Here is a 15,108-nt window from a genome sequence, read left to right on the forward strand (position 1 = left end):
GAGCGTTCACGGGCCGCGGAAGGACTCCATGTCGTACGTCGAAGACCCGGGCCCCGGCCACGGTTCGGTACCCCCGCGCGCGGCCTTCACCTCAGACGCGCCGTCGCTGTCACTGAACGGCACCTGGCGCTTCCGGCTTTCGCCGAGCATCGCGGCCGCGCCGGACCCCGTCGAAGCCGACGACTCTACCTGGGACGAGCTGCCGGTGCCGTCGCTGTGGCAGCTGCACGGCCACGGCGCACCCGCCTACACGAACGTGCACTACCCGTTCCCGGTCGACCCGCCGCACGTCCCGTCGGACAACCCGACCGGCGACCACCGGCGGCGCTTCGACCTGCCGCCGGATTGGCCGTCCGGCCCGGCGCTGCTGCGCTTCGACGGGATCGACTCGTGCGGCCGGATCTGGCTCAACGGCACCGAGCTCGGTGTCACGAAGGGCAGCCGGCTGCCGTCGGAGTTCGAGGTCGGGCCGCTGCTGCGGCCGCGGGACAACGTCCTGGTGGTCCGCGTGCACCAGTGGTCGGCGGGCAGCTACCTCGAGGACCAGGACATGTGGTGGCTGTCCGGCATCTTCCGGTCGGTCATGCTGCTGGCGCGGCCGCTGGGCGGCATCGGCGACTACGGGATCCGCGCGGACTACGACCACGTTTCGGGGATGGGCACGCTCCGCGTCGAGACCGGCCCGGACGTCGTGCTGGACATCCCGGAGCTGGGGGTCTCGGGGCACCCGGCCGGCGAGCCGCTCGAACTGCCGGTGGAGCCGTGGAGCGCCGAGACGCCCCGGCTGTACGACGGCACGCTGTCCACAGTGGCCGAACGCGTGCCGGTGCGGATCGGCTTCCGGACGGTGTCCATCGAGGACGGTCAGCTGAAGGTCAACGGCCGGCGCCTGCTGCTGCGCGGGGTCAACCGCCACGAGCACGACCCCCGCACCGGGCGGGTGGTGTCGCCGGAAACCGCGCTGGCCGACGTCCTGCTGATGAAGCGGTACCACGTCAACGCCGTGCGGACCAGCCACTACCCGCCGGACCCGGCGTTCCTCGAACTGTGCGACGAGTACGGCCTGTGGGTGATCGACGAGTGCGACCTGGAGACCCACGGCTTCGAGCCGCTGGGCTGGGAGCGCAACCCGAGCTCGGAGCCGATGTGGACGGACGCCTACCTCGACCGGGTGCGGCGCACGGTGGAGCGGGACAAGAACCGGCCCAGCGTGATCCTCTGGTCGCTGGGCAACGAGAGCCACACCGGCGGCAACCTGGCGCGGATGGCGGAGTGGGTGCACCACCGCGACCCGACCCGGCCGGTGCACTACGAAGGCGATCATGAATGTTCCTATGTGGACGTCCACAGCCGCATGTACGCCACTCCCGAAGAGGTCGAGCGGATCGGGCGTCGTGAAGACGGCAACGAGCGCCGCCGGGACCTGCCGTTCCTGCTCTGCGAGTACGCGCACGCGATGGGCAACGGCCCGGGCGGGCTGCTGGAGTACCGGGAGCTGTTCGAGCGCTACCCGAACTGCCAGGGCGGCTTCGTCTGGGAGTGGATCGACCACGGACTGGCCGTTCCCGGCCACTTCGCCTACGGCGGCGACTTCGGCGAGCCCATCCACGACGGCAACTTCGTCGTCGACGGCCTCCTCTTCCCGGACCGCACGCCGTCGCCGGGCTTGACGGAGTTCGCGAAGATCATCGAGCCGGTCCGGATCTCCCCGGATCCGGCCGGCCTTCGCGTCTCGAACCACTACGACCTCGTCGACACCGCGCACCTGAAGTTCACCTGGGTGCTCGAAGAAGAGGGAACGACCGTCGCCCACGGCGTCCTCGACGTGCCGGCCGTCCTTTCCGGACAGAGCGTTTACCTGCCGCTGCCCTCGTTGCCGCCCACCGCCGGCGAGTCCTGGCTGACCGTCTCGGCGGTGCTGGCCTCGGCGACGGCGTGGGCCCCCGCCGGGCACGTCGTCGGCTGGGGCCAGCTGCCGGTGTCGCGGGCCCCCGCCCGCCCGGCACCGCCGGTGCGGGGTCCGGTGTTCCGCACGGCCGGGCAGCCCGCGCTCGGCACCGGCGAGTTCGACGCCGCGACGGGCGTGCTGACCGCGCTCGGCGGGCACCCGGTGCGCGGGCCGCGCCTCGACGTCTGGCGCGCGACCACCGACAACGACCGCGGTTCCTCGCCCGGCCCGTCCGAGGCGTCCCAGTGGCTCGAAGCGGGGCTGCACCGGATGCAGCACCGCGTGCTCACCGTCGACACCGACGGCGACGAACTGCTGGTGCGCACCCGCGTCGCCCCGCCGGCGCAGGCGTTCGGCCTGTTCGCGGACTACACGTGGACGGCCTTCGACGGCGGTCTCCGCCTGCGCGTGGACGTCATCCCCGACGGCGATTTCCCCGGCACCCTCCCCCGGCTCGGCCTGGCGATGGCGATCCCGGGCACGTTCGGCTCGGCGGAGTGGTTCGGCGCCGGCCCCGGCGAGGCGTACCCGGACAGCCGCCAGGCGGTGCGGATCGGGCGGTTCTCGAGCAGCGTCGACGGCCTGCAGACGCCGTACGTCTTCCCGCAGGAGAACGGGAACCGCACGGCCGTGCGCTGGGCGGAGTTCACCGCCCCGGACGGCACGGGCCTGCGCGTCGAGGGCGACCCCACGTTCGACTTCACGGCCCGCCGCTGGACGGCGGCGGAACTGGAGGCGGCGCGGCACACCGACGAGCTGCAGTCCGGTTCGCTGGTGCACCTGACGCTGGACGTGGCCCAGCACGGCCTCGGGACGGCGGCGTGCGGACCGGGGGTGCTGCCGCGGTACCGGCTGGTGGCGCGGAAGACGTCGTTCACGCTGGACTTCCGGCCCGTGGCGGGTGGTGTCGCAAATTGAGACCGGCGGGGCGGGCCGGATGCGGTGTCGTGGAGGTCCACGCCAGGACAGGAGCGTCCCCGGATGACCCCCTCCACGACGGCCCCTTCGAGTGCCCGGCAGCTGGCCACCCCCGGCGCGCTGGGCCTGGCCGACCTCGTCGCGATCTTCGACGACCTCCAGTTCACGCTCAAGTGCTGCGAACGGCTGGTCGCGGAGCTGGCTCACCCGCACGTGGACGCCGTGCTCGTCGAGGCGTTGTGGGTGTCGGCGCTCAACTCGTACGCGCGCTGCTTCCGCACCGGTGACCGCGGGATGGGCCTGAGCGTGGCCGACGTCGAGGCCACCGGGGTGCCGGGCGAGGTCGCCGAGTGGCACGCGCTGCTCGGCCGGATCCGGGACTTCTCGATCGACGGGCCGGTCAACCCGCGCGAGGCCTACTCGGTGGGCGTCTCACAATCCTCGGCCGGAGCGGCCTCGGGCGTGGTCATCACGTCGGCCGCGCGGCCGCTGGTGGACGACGTCACGGTCCGCCAGACCGGGCGGCTGGCCTTCGAGCTGAGCCGGCTGGTGGACGAGCGGATCAAGGAGCACCAGGCGAAAGTGTTCGAGGCGGCGTCGAAGCTGACGCCCGCTCAGCTCGCGGCGCTGCCCGAGATCGAGGTCGCGTCTCAATAAGTCTCATTAATGCGTCTCATTATTCGACGCCGGGCAGGTGCCGGTAGATCGTGGCACGGGAGACGCCCAGCGCCGTCGCGATGTCGGCCGGGGCGTGGCCCGCGTCGTAGAGGCGGCGGGCCGCTTCGATCGTCTCCTGGCTCATCACCGTCGGGCGGCCGCGGCGGGCGCGGGGCCGGTCGTCGGTGACCGCGTACAGCCGGTCGACGCCGTCGAGGACCGCGGCGCGCAGCTCGTCCACCGGGGCGTCGGCGAACAGCACCACCGGGTCGCTGAGCATGGCGATCGCCTGTGCCGCGCGAACCCGGCCGGCGAGGTCCGCGTCCGGGCCCGCCACCAGCCGGTTCGCTTCGAGCATCCCGTCGCGGAAGCGCTCGAACACGACCTTAGACGCGGTCAGCCCGAGGTCCCGCAGGTTCATCCGCAGCAGGTAGCGGTGGCCGAGCCAGACGCCGAGGAGGCTTTCGATCGCCGCCGCGCGCGGGTCGGCGGCCTCCGCCGCCTTCGCCATGGCCGCTTCGAGGTCGTCCAGCAGCGGTTCGGCGAGCGCCGTCACGATGTCGGCCTTGCCGGGGAAGTGGTACAGCACCGCGGTCTTGGTGACGCCGACGCGTTCGGCCAGCTCCCGGACCGACACCGCGTGATAGCCGCGTTCGGAGAACTCTTCGAGCGCGGCCCGCAGGATCCGGGCGCGGGTGTCGTCGGTCATCGCCCGAGCCTAGCTCCTTGCCTGACCACCGGACAGGAGCGTACGGTCGACACTGACCAATGGTCAGGACCTTGATGGGGGTACACACGATGACCGAGCAGACCGTTTTGATCTCCGGCGCGGGCGTCGCCGGGCCGGCGCTGGCGTACTGGCTGGCCCGCGCGGGCTTCCGGCCGACCGTGGTCGAGCGCGCCGCCGGGCTGCGTTCGAGCGGCAGTCCGGTCGACGTCCGTGGGCCGGCCGCGCGCGTCGCCGAGCGGATGGGCATCACCGCGAAACTGCGCGAGGCGAGCACCGACGCGACGGCGCTGAAGTTCGTCGACGACGCGGGCCGCCGGACCGGCCGCGTCGCGCTGGGCGGCGACGGCGGCATCGAGCTGCCCCGCACCGACCTCGCGGCGATCCTGCACGAAGCCGCCCGCGCGGACGCCGAGTTCGTCTTCCACGACTCGATCACCGAGCTGCGCCAGGACGACGGCGGTGTGGACGTCACGTTCGAGCGCGGTGCCCCGCGGCGCTTCGACCTCGTGCTCGGCGCGGACGGGCTGCACTCGAACGTGCGGCGCCTGGCGTTCGGGCCGGAGCACGCGTTCGTCGAGCACATGGGCGTCTACGTCGCGACGCTGCCGCTGACCGGGCCGCCGGCCGACCCCACGGCGATCGTCATGTACAACTCGCCGGGTCGCGCGCTGGCGCTCCACCCGTCACGCGGCCGCGGCATCGCGGCGTTCATGTTCCGCGGCGAGGCCGTGCCGGGGTTCGACCACCGCGACTCCGCCCTGCACAAGCGCATGCTCGCCGAGGCGTACGCCGGCGCGGGCTGGCGCGTGCCGGAACTGCTGGAGCGCGTGCGCGAGGCGGACGACCTGTACCTGGACTCGGTGAGCCGGGTCCGGATGGACCGCTGGGCGTCGGGCCGCATCGCGCTCGCCGGCGACGCGGCCTCGTGCGTCTCCCTCTTCGGCGACGGTTCGACGCTGGCGATGGCGGGCGCGTACACCCTGGCCGAGGAGCTGCGCCGGACCCCGGCCGACGCGGCGGCGGCGTTCCGCCGGTACGAGGACCGGCACCGGAAGCTGGTGGAACCCAAGCAGCGCACCGTTTCCACGGCCGCGGCCCTGCTGATCCCGGCGACGCGGGGCGGCCTCGCGGCCCGCAACTTCGCCACGCGGCTGCTACCACTGGTCACCGCCGCCCGGCGGCTCACCCCGTCCCACGCTTCCTGACCCAAGCGCCCCAATGTGGCATTGGGTGCGTTGAGTCAGCACTGCGGCGCGGAGCGCCTCCGTTGAGGGTGGCGGCGGGGGCATGGACGGAGCACCCAACGCCACATTGGGTGCGCTGGTCGCCCCAGCGTCACGTCCGCAGCATCGGCGGGTACAGCAGCTCCGCCTTCCCCCGCCGGTACAGCTGGGCCGGGCGGCCGCCGTCGCGGGTGGTCGTGCGGCCGGTCGGGGACAGCAGGCCCTCGGTTCCCGTGACCTTGCGGTGGAAGTTGCGCGGGTCCAGCCGCGTGTCCCAGACCAGCTCGTACACCCGCCGCAGCTCCGCCACCGTGAACTCCGGGGCGCAGAACGCCGTGGCCAGCGGTGAGTACTCCAGCTTCGCGCGCGCACGCTCGAGACCGTCGGCCAGGATGCGGTCGTGGTCGAACGCCAGCCGCTCGGCCGCCAGCGAGCGGACCGGCGCCCAGCGGGCCTCGGCCGCGTCCGTGCCGGCGGACGGCGCCGGCAGGTCCGGCGCCAGCGCGAGGTAGGCGATCGTGACGACCCGCAGGCGCGGGTCGCGGCCCGGTGCCCCGTAGCCGGCCAGCTGTTCGATGTGGACGGTCCCCGGCGCCAGTCCCGTCTCCTCCGCCAGCTCCCGCCGCGCCGCGTCCGAAAGGTCCTCGTCGGCCCGGACGAACCCGCCCGGCAGTGCCCACTCTCCTTCGTGCGGTGCGACTCCGCGCCGCACCACCAGCGCGCACAGCTCGCCCCCGGTCAGGGTGAGCACGACGAGGTCGACGGTGACGGCGAACGGAGGGTGACCCATGCCACCACCCTACCTCTTAATCGTCATCTTGACGATTAAGGGCTCGACCCCATATCGTCATCACGACGATAAGAGGAGGGCCCATGGCCGACATCGACCGCCGCTTCGGGTTCCGGCACCTGCGGGGCGCCCCGACCGTGCACATCCGCCACTTCCGCCGCGGCAAGCTCGCGCACGACGGCGTGGGGCTGTCGTTCTGGTACCGGCCGCTCACCGCGGTCATCTCGGAGGTGCCCGTCGACGACCGCGAACTGCCGCTGCTGTTCCACGCCCGCACGGCCGACTACCAGGACGTCACCGTCCAGCTCGCGCTGACGTTCCGGATCGAGGACCCGGCGCTGGCCGCGCAGCGGATCGACTTCTCCGTCGACCCGGGCACGGGCCGCTGGCGGGGTGATCCCCTCGCCCAGATCAGCGGGCTGCTCACCGAGAACGTCCAGCAGTACGCCGTCGAGGTCCTGACGCGCACGCCGCTGGAAATCGCGCTGGTCGACGGCGTGAGCGCGGTCCGTGACCGGATCCGCGCCGGGCTCGCCGAGGGCGACACCCGGCTCGCGCAGACCGGCTCGGCCGTCGTCGACGTCCGCGTCGTCGCCATCCGCGCCGAGCCGGAGGTCGAGAAGGCGCTGCAGACGACCGCACGCGAAAAGGTCCAGCAGGAGGCCGACCGGGCGACCTACGAGCGGCGCGCCCTCGCCGTCGAACGCGAACGCGCGATCGGCGAAAACGAGCTGCAGAACCAGATCGAGCTGGCCCGGCGCGAGGAGCAGCTGCTCACCCAGCGCGGCGCGAACGCCCGGCGGCAGGCCGAGGAAGCCGCCGCGGCCAGCCGGATCGAGACCGAGGCGCAGGCGTCGCGCAAGGAACGCCTGACGCAGGTCGAAGCCGACGGCAAGCGGGCGCTCGGCGAGGCCGAGGCGGCGGGCGAGGCCGCGCGGCTGGCCGCGTACCGCGACCTGCCGGAAGGCGTGCTCACCGGGCTGGCGCTCAAGGAACTGGCCGGGAACCTGCCGAAGATCGACAGCCTCACGGTGACCCCGGACCTGCTCGCCCCGCTGCTGACCAAGCTCGGCGTCCGGTCGTGAGCCTCGCCCCGCGCGTCGTGCTGGTGCACCGGCGCACCGAACTCGACGAACTGCTGGCGCGGCACGGCACGCGCGGCCAGGCGGAGTTCTTCCTGCGCACGCGCGGCCGCGACCTCGCCGAGGTGACCGGCGCGGACGCCGCCCTGCGTGCCGCGCTGAAGACGGCGTCGGCGGCCATTCCCCTGGACTGGCGCCGCGGCGAGGTCGAACGCGCGGACCTCGACCGGTTCCTGTTCACGCCGGAGGACATCGTCGTCGTGGTCGGCCAGGACGGGCTGATCGCCAACGTGGCCAAGTACCTCGACGGGCAGCCGGTGATCGGGGTGGCGCCGGCGCGGCCCGGCGTCCTCGTCAAGCACCCGCCGGCCGCGGTGGCGGATCTCGTGCGGGGCACCGGGGACGTCGAGCACCGGACGATGGCGGAGCTCACCGCCGACGACGGGCAGCGGCTGCTGGCGCTCAACGAGATCTACCTCGGGCACGCCGGGCACCAGACGGCCCGCTACCGGCTGGGGGTCGGTGGCGGGCCGCGGGAACGCCAGGCGTCGTCGGGGATCCTCGTCGGGACCGGCACCGGGGCGACCGGCTGGTGCGGCTCGGTGTGGCGCGAACGCCACAGCGGGCTGCGCCTGCCCGGCCCCGGCGAGGCCCGGCTGGTCTGGTTCGTGCGGGAAGCCTGGCCGTCGCCCTCGACCGGCACCGAGCACACCGAGGGCGAGCTGACCGGGACGCCGCTGACCGTGGAGGTCGAATCCGACCGCCTGGTCGCGTTCGGCGACGGCCTCGAAGCCGACACGGTCGCCCTCACCCGGGGCCAGACCGCCACGTTCGTCCCGGCCGCGAAGACCGTGCGGCTGGTGCGGTGACCGCCGGTCCGGCACACCGAGGGGGCGTGCCGGACCGGCGGATCTCACGTGCCGTAGCGGGTTTTGACGATCGACGGCGTGTCGAGGTTGCGGCCCGCGTCCATGCTCTGGGCCAGCCGGAGGTACTGCCCTTCGGCCCACATCAGCGGACCGGCGCTGCCGGTCGGGCGGCCGAGCCCGAAGCACCCGACGTCACCGCGGTCCCAGACCTGTTCGGGCACGAAGTACCCGTCGTTGGCCGAATCCGCCATCGACTTGAGGTACACCGCGGCCGAGCGGCCGTTGGCCAGTTCGTACTGGCCGCGCTCCCCCGACAGCACCGGCCACAGCCGCCCGAACCGCTGGCTCCCGCCGGCCGGCCACCCGTTGCAGGTCGCGGTGCTCTCGCCGTAGTTGTCGTGCGGGTAGCGGTGGAAGTAGACGTCGCCGTTGGGCAGCGTCACCTGCATCGCCGAGTTGCCGTCGGACGCCGCCGCGGTCGGGGCGAGCGAGTTCGCGATCGTGGCGTCCCCGGCCGGGCGGATCCCGAGCCGCACGAGGTCGAGGAAGCCGAAGTCGGTCACGTCGTGTTCGTAGAAGCAGCCTTCGTCGAAGCAGATCGTCGCGCCGTCGTTGGGGTTGCCGGCGCGGTCGAGTCGTTCGTAGTAGGTGTGGCCGCCCCAGTAGCCGGACGTCGTCACCGTCCAGCCGGCCAGGGAATTGCGCCAGGAGTCCGCTGTGGACTCCCACGAGGACGCGCTCGCGGTGTCGCCGTTGGCCCGGGCGATGGCCCCCGCGGCGATCAGCCCGGCGACCTCGGCCGCCACCGACGACGGCGACTTGCCGTACTGCTCCTCCCACCGTTCGGTGGTGTCGGGGCCGGTCGCGACGATGTGGTTCGCGGTCGTCTTGACCTTGGCGTAGGTCGAGCTGTCGGTGAGGCCGGTCAGCCAGGCGAGCAGGATGGCGTCGGCGTCCTGGTCGAGCTGTTCGCAGCAGCCGAGCTGCTGGGCGCTCGCGCCGGCGACGCCGGAAACGGGGCTGTAGCGCGGGAACGAGCCGGCCGGGTAGGTCGTGCCGTCGCCCGCGGTCGGGCTGCCGATCCACTGGGAGTTCCAGAGGAACTGCGCCATTCGCTTGGCCTGCGCGCTGTCGCCGGCGGCCAGCAGGCCGGTCGCCTGCTGGTAGAGGTCGCGGCCCCAGACGCGGTGGTAGCCGTCGTTGAGGTGATCGCCGTTGGTGAAGTTGCCCCACGGCGTCGCCAGGCCCGCGACGCTCGCGCCCGGGTGCTGCTTGTCCTCGGCGGTCTTCAGGGCCATCGCGGCGACGTAGTACGCGCGCCGCCGTTGCGTGTCCCCGGAAACGCTCGCCGGGGCGGGCTTCAGGCCGGCGACGTAGGAGTTCCAGCCACCGCGGTAGGACGCCGAGACGCTGGAGAACCCGCTGCCCAGCGACCCGCTCGCCGCCGAGGACGCGGCGGCCGAGGTGGCGCCGAAACCGAGTGCGACGGTGAAGGTCGTGTCCGCGCCGACCGGGATCTGACCGCATTGGACGACGTTGCCGGTGCCGGAGACGTTGTCGAACTGGTTGGTCAGGTTCTTGTCGGCCCGCAGGTCGGCCAGGCAGTCGCTGGCCGCGCCGGCGTAGCCGTTGTCGTGCGCGGTGAAGCCGGTCGAGACGCGCAAGGCTTGCACGACGGTGGTGGAACTGCCGCCGAACAGCGTCTCGGTGCCGCTCGCCAGCAGGCCGCTGCCGTCCCACCACGCGTTGTCGTTCGCGCCGCCGCCCGCCATCGACGGGTTGGCCAGCAGGTACAGCCGGTAGCTGCCGCCGTCGAGCGACTGGAACCGCGTCCTGGTGACCAGCGTCGAGCGGGCCGGGTCGGTCACGTAGTCGGTGGTGATCCGGTACTTCCCGCTCTTGGCGGTGTTGGTGACGGTGTACTGCAGCGCCTTCTCGTCGGGCATGGTGACGACGTGGTTCGTGTTGTCGCGTTCCAGGTCGACGAAGGTCGAACCGTCGGTGACGACGAACTGCATGTCCTGGGTGTTCGGGACGTCGGCGCGGGGGTAGAAGACCTCGGAGGTCACGCCGTCGGCGACGGTGAACCACACCGGGCTGCCGGCCGTAGTCGAGGTGCCCAGCGCGGACTTGTTGCCGGTCGCCCAGGACGCGCCGCCACCGCAGCAGTCGGTCGCGGTGCCGCTCGCCAGAGCCGTGCCCTGACCGAGCCCGGCGAGCAGCACTGCCACTCCGGCGCAGGCCAGAACCGCTTTCCACCTGATCATTTACGACCTCCGACGGCGTTGTCGTTAATATGTTGTGGGCCGCAACATATTGAGCCACCGCGTGGTGACAAGCAATGTCCGATCGGACTGAACCGATCCAGCCCTCCACCGGACGGCTCAGCACGGACGGGCGCTACCGGAGATTTGTTACCATTGGAACCATGGTGACGAAGACGGCGGTCAGCCCCGCGGCGGAGACCCGCGAGCGGATCCTCAAGGCGGCGGCCGCGCTGCTGGTGGCGGAGGGCCGCGACGGCCTCTCGACCCGCGCGGTCAGCGCGGCGGCCGGCGTCCAGCCCCCGGCGCTGTACCGGCTCTTCGGCGACAAGGACGGCCTGCTCGACGCGGTCGCGGCGTACGGGTTCGACGAGTACCTGACCGACAAGCGCGCGCTGGGCTCGACCGGCGACCCGGTCGAGGACCTCCGGCGCGGCTGGGACCTGCACCAGGAGTTCGGGCTGTCCCGCCCGGAGTTCTACGTGCTCATGTACGGCGACGCCCGCGCGGGCCGCACCTCGCCCGCCGCCCGCGAGGCCGAAGGGATGCTGCGCGAGATCCTCGAGCGCGTCGCGGCCGCGGGCCGGCTGCGGGTGAGCGTCGAGCGCGCGGCCCGGCTGGTCCACGCGACGGGCATGGGTGTCGTGCTGTCGCTGATCGCGACTCCGGAACCGGAGCGCGACCTCGACCTTTCGGCGACGGCGCGGGAGACGGTGCTGAGCCGCATCCTCACCGACGCCGCCGAACCCGCGGGGTCGGCCCTGCCCGAGCGCGCGATCGCCCTGCGCGCGGGATTGCGGGACGCGACCACGCTCACCGACGCCGAGCGGGTGCTGCTCGCCGAGTGGCTGGACCGCATCGCCGACGCCTGATCACCGCCACCGCGGGCGCGGAGGTCGCGAATGACTCATTCGGGACCTCCCACGCCCCGAATGAGTCATTCGCGACCAGCGCAGCGCCCACCTCGGTCCCCCACGCGGGGTAGCCGAGCCGCATCGCCGACCCCGGCCTCCGCCACCCCCGCACGTCTTGAATGAGTCATTCAGGACCTCCGACGACCTGAATGACTCATTCAAGACACCGGCGGGCGCCCGTCACCGGCCGAGGTGGTCGGTCGCGATGTGGCGGGACAGGCGGCGCAGCAGCGGTGCCGCCTCGGCCATGCAGCGGGCCGGGTCCGGCTCCAGGTCCGTCAGCGCGTACGCCGCCGAGATCCCCGCCTCCGCCAGCTCGGCCGGGGACAGCAGGCACCGCCCGGACACCGCGACGCACGGGATCCCCGCGGCCGCCGCTGCGCGCGCGACGCCGGCCGGGGCCTTGCCGGACAGCGTCTGCCGGTCGAGCGATCCTTCGCCGGTGACCACCAGCGACGCTCCCGCCAGCGCGGATTCGAAGCCGAGCAGGTCCAGCAGCAACGCGATCCCCGGCCGCATCCGCGCGCCCAGCACCGCCATCGCCGCGAACCCCACTCCCCCGGCGGCCCCCGCCCCGGGCCGCGACGCGAACTCCGGACCGGCCACCGAAGCCCAGTGCCGCAACGCCGCGTCCAGCGTCTTGACGTCCTCAGGCGACGCACCCTTCTGAGGCCCGTAAACGAAAGCGGCACCCCGCGGCCCGTACAGCGGATTGTCCACATCGCACGCCAGCTCGATGTCCACTTCGGACAATTCAGCCACGTCCAGCGAAGCGACCTGGGCCAACGCCGCGCCACCGAACGGGAGTTCGCGGCCAGCGGCGTCCGAGAGCCGGGCGCCCAGCGCGGTCAGCATGCCCGCACCACCGTCGGTGCACGCGCTGCCGCCCACGCCGAGCACGATCCGGCGGCAGCCCGCGGCCACCGCCGCCGCGATGACGTCGCCCGTGCCCGCGCTCGTCGCCGTGAGCGGTGAAAGCGGGCCGGGCAGCCGGTGCAGCCCGGACGCCTCGGCCAGCTCGACGACTGCAGTGTCCCCGCGGACCGCGTAGGACGCCATCACGAGCGCGCCCGTCGGTCCGCGGGCCGGGACCCGCACCCGCTCGAACCCGGCGGCGACGGCGGCGTCGACCGTGCCGTCGCCGCCGTCCGCCACCGGCAGGGCCTGCACCGCGACGCCGGGGTGGCCGTCGGCGAGGCCCGCGGCCACCGCCGACGCCACCTCGGCCGCGGTCAGCGACCCCTTGAACTTGTCCGGCGCGACGAGGACCTTCACGCGCTCGCCTTGTACGCCCGCCAGTCGCCGACCTCGGTGATGTCCCGCAGGGCCACGTGCGAGGTGTACGGCCGCCGCAGCAGCATCGCGAACGCCGAACTGCCGTCGGTCAGCTCGACCACGCCGAGCTCCAGCTCGTGCGGCTCGGACGGCAGCACCTTGTCGCGCAGGTCGTCCAGCGACACGTCGTAGACCTCGCCGGTCACCTCCGCACCGCCGTGCGAGACCGGGTACAGCGCCGGGCACTGCTCGCCGACCGCGTAGAACCGGTACTTCGCCGCCGTCCGCGCGGCGCCCACGAACGGCGAGCCGGACAGGAGGTGGTGCAGGGGTTCGCCGCGCATCGCGCCGCCGTTGAAGAACATCAGGGCCACGGGATTTCTCCTTAACGGAAGAGGGCTTCGACGCCGTCGACGGCGAAGTACACCGCGAACACCAGCGCCAGCAGGGAAAGCAGCCAACCGGCTTCGCGCCACTTGCCGCGGCCGATCTTGATCAGCACGAACGCGATCAGGCCGGCGCCGACGCCGTTGGTGATCGAGTAGGTGAACGGGATCAGCGCCGCGGTGAGGAACACCGGGATCGTGTAGTCGGGGTCGTTCCACGGGATGTTCCGGCACTGCGCGACCATCATGCCGCCGATGACCACCAGGGCGGGCGCCGCGGCCTGGGCCGGGACGACCCCGGCGAGCGGGGTGAACAGCAGCGTCCCGGCGAACAGCAGCCCGGTGACGACACTCGCCAGCCCCGTCCGCGCGCCTTCGCCGACCCCCGCCGCAGACTCCAGGAAAACCGTGTTCGGCGACGACCCGGTGACGCCGCCCGCGACCGCGCCCGCGCCGTCGACCAGCAGGATCCGGCCCATCCGCGGGACCTTGCCGTTCTTCGACAGCCCGGCTTCGTCCGAAACGCTGGTGATCGTGCCCATCGCGTCGAAGAACCCGGACAGCACCAGCGTGAACAGGAAGACCGTGGCCGCGAGCGCGCCCGCCGAGGCGAACCCGCCGAACAGGTCGATGTGACCCAGGAGCCCGAAGTCCGGCGCCGCGACGACGTGGTCGGGCAGCGCCGGGGCGGTCAGGCCCCAGCCGCCGACGCCGAACCCCTCGTGCAGCACGACAGCGAACACCGTGGCCACCCCGATGCTGATCAGCACCGCGCCCGGGACCTTGCGGGCCATCAGCACGATCATCAGCAGCAGGCCGAAGCAGAACACGACGATCGGCCAGCCGTGCAGGTGCCCGCTCGCGCCGAGGCGCACCGGGACCGTCGTCTCGGCCGAGTCGGGCATCCGGGTGACGAACCCGGCGCTCACCAGGCCGACGAGCGCGATGTAGAGCCCGATCCCGACGGTGATGGCCATCTTGAGCGGCCGCGGGATGGCGTTCATGATCCGCTCGCGGACGCCACTGACCGCCATCAGCACGATGCACACGCCTTCGAGCACGACCAGCCCGAACGCCTGCGCCCACGTCATCGACGGCGCCATCTGGAACGCGACGATGCCGTTGATGCCGAGGCCGGCGGCCAGCGCGAGGGGCGCGTTGCCGACGAGTCCCATGAGGACGGTCATCACGGCGGCGGCCAGCGCCGTCGCAGTGGTCACCTGCGCGGCGGAGAGCCGGGCGCCGGTGATGTCGGCGGAGGCGCCGAGGATGAGCGGGTTCAGCAGCACGATGTAGGCCATCGCGACGAACGTCGTGACGCCGCCGCGGACCTCACGGCCGATCGTGGATTGGCGGGCCCGCAGCTCGAACAGCTTGTCGAGCAGCGAACGCCGTTGCGCGGGTACTTCGTCGACTACGGGGGTGGGAACTTCGGTCTGGGTCATGCGTCCTGCCCTTGCCGGTGGGTGTGCTCGGCCAGGGCCAGGCACCACGCCGTGCCTGGCCGAGCGGGACGTTCGATTCGGTTGTGCTCCGGTCAGCTGGCCTTGTGGGTCAGTAAGCGGTGGGTCAGTAGTCGGTGCGGTCGGCTTTGTCGAGCCAGGCCGCGAACGGCGCGAAACCGTCCTTCGTGGACAGTCGCGTCACGGGTACCGTCCACGTTTCGCGCGGACGGTCGAAGAGTTCGTAGAAGGCCCGGTCGTCGAAGCCGGCCTTGGCGGCGTCGTCGCGGTCGGCGGCGAAGATCACCTTGTCCACCCGCGCCCACAGCGCCGAGGACAGGCACATCGGGCACGGCTCGCAGCTGGACACGAGCACGCAGCCGTCCAGCTTGAAGTCGCCGAGCGCCTGGCAGGCCGCCCGGATCGCGACGACTTCGGCGTGCGCGGTCGGGTCGAGGTTGGCGGTCACGCGGTTGACGCCGGTCGAGACGATCTCACCGTCCTTCACGATCAGCGCGCCGAACGGGCCGCCGCCGTTCGCGACGTTGGTCTCCGCGATGCGGATGGCCTGGTCGAGCCATTCCTGCTCGACGGAAATCGACGTGGTCAT

General features: G+C 72.6%; 13 protein-coding genes. 6 read left to right on the forward strand and 7 right to left on the reverse strand.

The window, feature by feature from the left end; genetic code table 11:
* Window positions 1–28: 28 nt before the first annotated feature.
* Together SD460_RS25570 and SD460_RS25575 are read left to right on the forward strand one after the other, a co-directional pair.
* Entirely contained in the window at window positions 29–2,866 is a 2,838-nt protein-coding gene (locus SD460_RS25570) for a glycoside hydrolase family 2 TIM barrel-domain containing protein (RefSeq protein WP_318306828.1), read from the forward strand.
* Between the two features lie 63 nt (window positions 2,867–2,929).
* Window positions 2,930–3,523, forward strand: coding sequence for a hypothetical protein (locus SD460_RS25575; protein ID WP_290058796.1), 594 nt, complete (start codon window positions 2,930–2,932; stop codon window positions 3,521–3,523).
* A 19-nt stretch (window positions 3,524–3,542) separates the two neighbouring features.
* On the opposite strand, the gene SD460_RS25580 is transcribed toward SD460_RS25575, so the two are convergent.
* On the reverse strand, window positions 3,543–4,232 hold the full coding sequence (locus tag SD460_RS25580) for a TetR family transcriptional regulator (RefSeq protein ID WP_290058795.1): 690 nt from the start codon (window positions 4,230–4,232) through the stop codon (window positions 3,543–3,545).
* A gap of 89 nt (window positions 4,233–4,321) precedes the next feature.
* On the opposite strand from SD460_RS25580, the gene SD460_RS25585 reads away from it, so the two are divergent.
* Entirely contained in the window at window positions 4,322–5,458 is a 1,137-nt protein-coding gene (locus SD460_RS25585; protein WP_318306829.1) for an FAD-dependent monooxygenase, read from the forward strand.
* Window positions 5,459–5,588: 130 nt separating this feature from the next.
* Here SD460_RS25585 and SD460_RS25590 read toward each other — a convergent pair whose 3' ends face one another.
* On the reverse strand, window positions 5,589–6,266 hold the full coding sequence (locus SD460_RS25590; RefSeq protein ID WP_290058793.1) for an NUDIX hydrolase: 678 nt from the start codon (window positions 6,264–6,266) through the stop codon (window positions 5,589–5,591).
* A gap of 83 nt (window positions 6,267–6,349) precedes the next feature.
* Here SD460_RS25590 and SD460_RS25595 point away from each other — a divergent pair, with 83 nt between their 5' ends.
* Together SD460_RS25595 and SD460_RS25600 are read left to right on the forward strand one after the other, a co-directional pair.
* Window positions 6,350–7,351: an SPFH domain-containing protein gene (locus SD460_RS25595; RefSeq protein ID WP_290058792.1), complete on the forward strand. Its 1,002-nt coding sequence runs from the start codon at window positions 6,350–6,352 to the stop codon at window positions 7,349–7,351.
* Complete coding sequence (locus SD460_RS25600) at window positions 7,348–8,217, forward strand: NAD(+)/NADH kinase (RefSeq protein ID WP_318306830.1); 870 nt, start codon at window positions 7,348–7,350, stop codon at window positions 8,215–8,217. Before SD460_RS25595 ends, SD460_RS25600 begins: the two co-directional genes overlap by 4 nt.
* 44 nt (window positions 8,218–8,261) lie before the next feature.
* On the opposite strand, the gene SD460_RS25605 is transcribed toward SD460_RS25600, so the two are convergent.
* On the reverse strand, window positions 8,262–10,484 hold the full coding sequence (locus SD460_RS25605) for a glycoside hydrolase family 15 protein (protein ID WP_290058790.1): 2,223 nt from the start codon (window positions 10,482–10,484) through the stop codon (window positions 8,262–8,264).
* A gap of 161 nt (window positions 10,485–10,645) precedes the next feature.
* Here SD460_RS25605 and SD460_RS25610 point away from each other — a divergent pair, with 161 nt between their 5' ends.
* A complete protein-coding gene (locus tag SD460_RS25610; RefSeq protein ID WP_290058789.1) occupies window positions 10,646–11,353 on the forward strand; it encodes a TetR/AcrR family transcriptional regulator in 708 nt (235 codons plus the stop codon).
* Window positions 11,354–11,575: 222 nt separating this feature from the next.
* Here the strand turns inward: SD460_RS25610 and SD460_RS25615 are convergent, their stop codons facing one another.
* The 4 genes from SD460_RS25615 to SD460_RS25630 all read right to left on the reverse strand — a co-directional run bounded on the left by SD460_RS25615 (window position 11,576) and on the right by SD460_RS25630 (window position 15,108).
* On the reverse strand, window positions 11,576–12,670 hold the full coding sequence (locus SD460_RS25615; RefSeq protein ID WP_318306831.1) for a glycerate kinase: 1,095 nt from the start codon (window positions 12,668–12,670) through the stop codon (window positions 11,576–11,578).
* Window positions 12,667–13,044 (reverse strand): allophanate hydrolase-related protein, encoded by a 378-nt coding sequence (locus tag SD460_RS25620; protein ID WP_290062993.1) that lies wholly within the window; start codon window positions 13,042–13,044, stop codon window positions 12,667–12,669. The genes SD460_RS25615 and SD460_RS25620 overlap by 4 nt, the downstream gene beginning before the upstream one ends.
* Before the next feature lie 11 nt (window positions 13,045–13,055).
* Complete coding sequence (locus SD460_RS25625; RefSeq protein ID WP_290062992.1) at window positions 13,056–14,501, reverse strand: NCS2 family permease; 1,446 nt, start codon at window positions 14,499–14,501, stop codon at window positions 13,056–13,058.
* A 124-nt stretch (window positions 14,502–14,625) separates the two neighbouring features.
* Window positions 14,626–15,108 (reverse strand): nucleoside deaminase, encoded by a 483-nt coding sequence (locus SD460_RS25630; RefSeq protein ID WP_290062990.1) that lies wholly within the window; start codon window positions 15,106–15,108, stop codon window positions 14,626–14,628.

Source organism: Amycolatopsis solani (genome assembly GCF_033441515.1).
Taxonomy (GTDB): domain Bacteria; phylum Actinomycetota; class Actinomycetes; order Mycobacteriales; family Pseudonocardiaceae; genus Amycolatopsis; species Amycolatopsis solani.

Excerpts from the sequence above, each read along its gene's own strand:
- SD460_RS25570 (WP_318306828.1), top strand. The coding sequence starts at position 29 with ATGTCGTACGTCGAAGACCCGGGCCCCGGCCACGGTTCGGTACCCCCG.
- SD460_RS25575 (WP_290058796.1), top strand. The coding sequence starts at position 2,930 with ATGACCCCCTCCACGACGGCCCCTTCGAGTGCCCGGCAGCTGGCCACC.
- SD460_RS25580 (WP_290058795.1), bottom strand. The coding sequence starts at position 4,232 with ATGACCGACGACACCCGCGCCCGGATCCTGCGGGCCGCGCTCGAAGAG.
- SD460_RS25585 (WP_318306829.1), top strand. The coding sequence starts at position 4,322 with ATGACCGAGCAGACCGTTTTGATCTCCGGCGCGGGCGTCGCCGGGCCG.
- SD460_RS25590 (WP_290058793.1), bottom strand. The coding sequence starts at position 6,266 with ATGGGTCACCCTCCGTTCGCCGTCACCGTCGACCTCGTCGTGCTCACC.
- SD460_RS25595 (WP_290058792.1), top strand. The coding sequence starts at position 6,350 with ATGGCCGACATCGACCGCCGCTTCGGGTTCCGGCACCTGCGGGGCGCC.
- SD460_RS25605 (WP_290058790.1), bottom strand. The coding sequence starts at position 10,484 with ATGATCAGGTGGAAAGCGGTTCTGGCCTGCGCCGGAGTGGCAGTGCTG.
- SD460_RS25610 (WP_290058789.1), top strand. The coding sequence starts at position 10,646 with ATGGTGACGAAGACGGCGGTCAGCCCCGCGGCGGAGACCCGCGAGCGG.
- SD460_RS25625 (WP_290062992.1), bottom strand. The coding sequence starts at position 14,501 with ATGACCCAGACCGAAGTTCCCACCCCCGTAGTCGACGAAGTACCCGCG.
- SD460_RS25630 (WP_290062990.1), bottom strand. The coding sequence starts at position 15,108 with ATGACCACGTCGATTTCCGTCGAGCAGGAATGGCTCGACCAGGCCATC.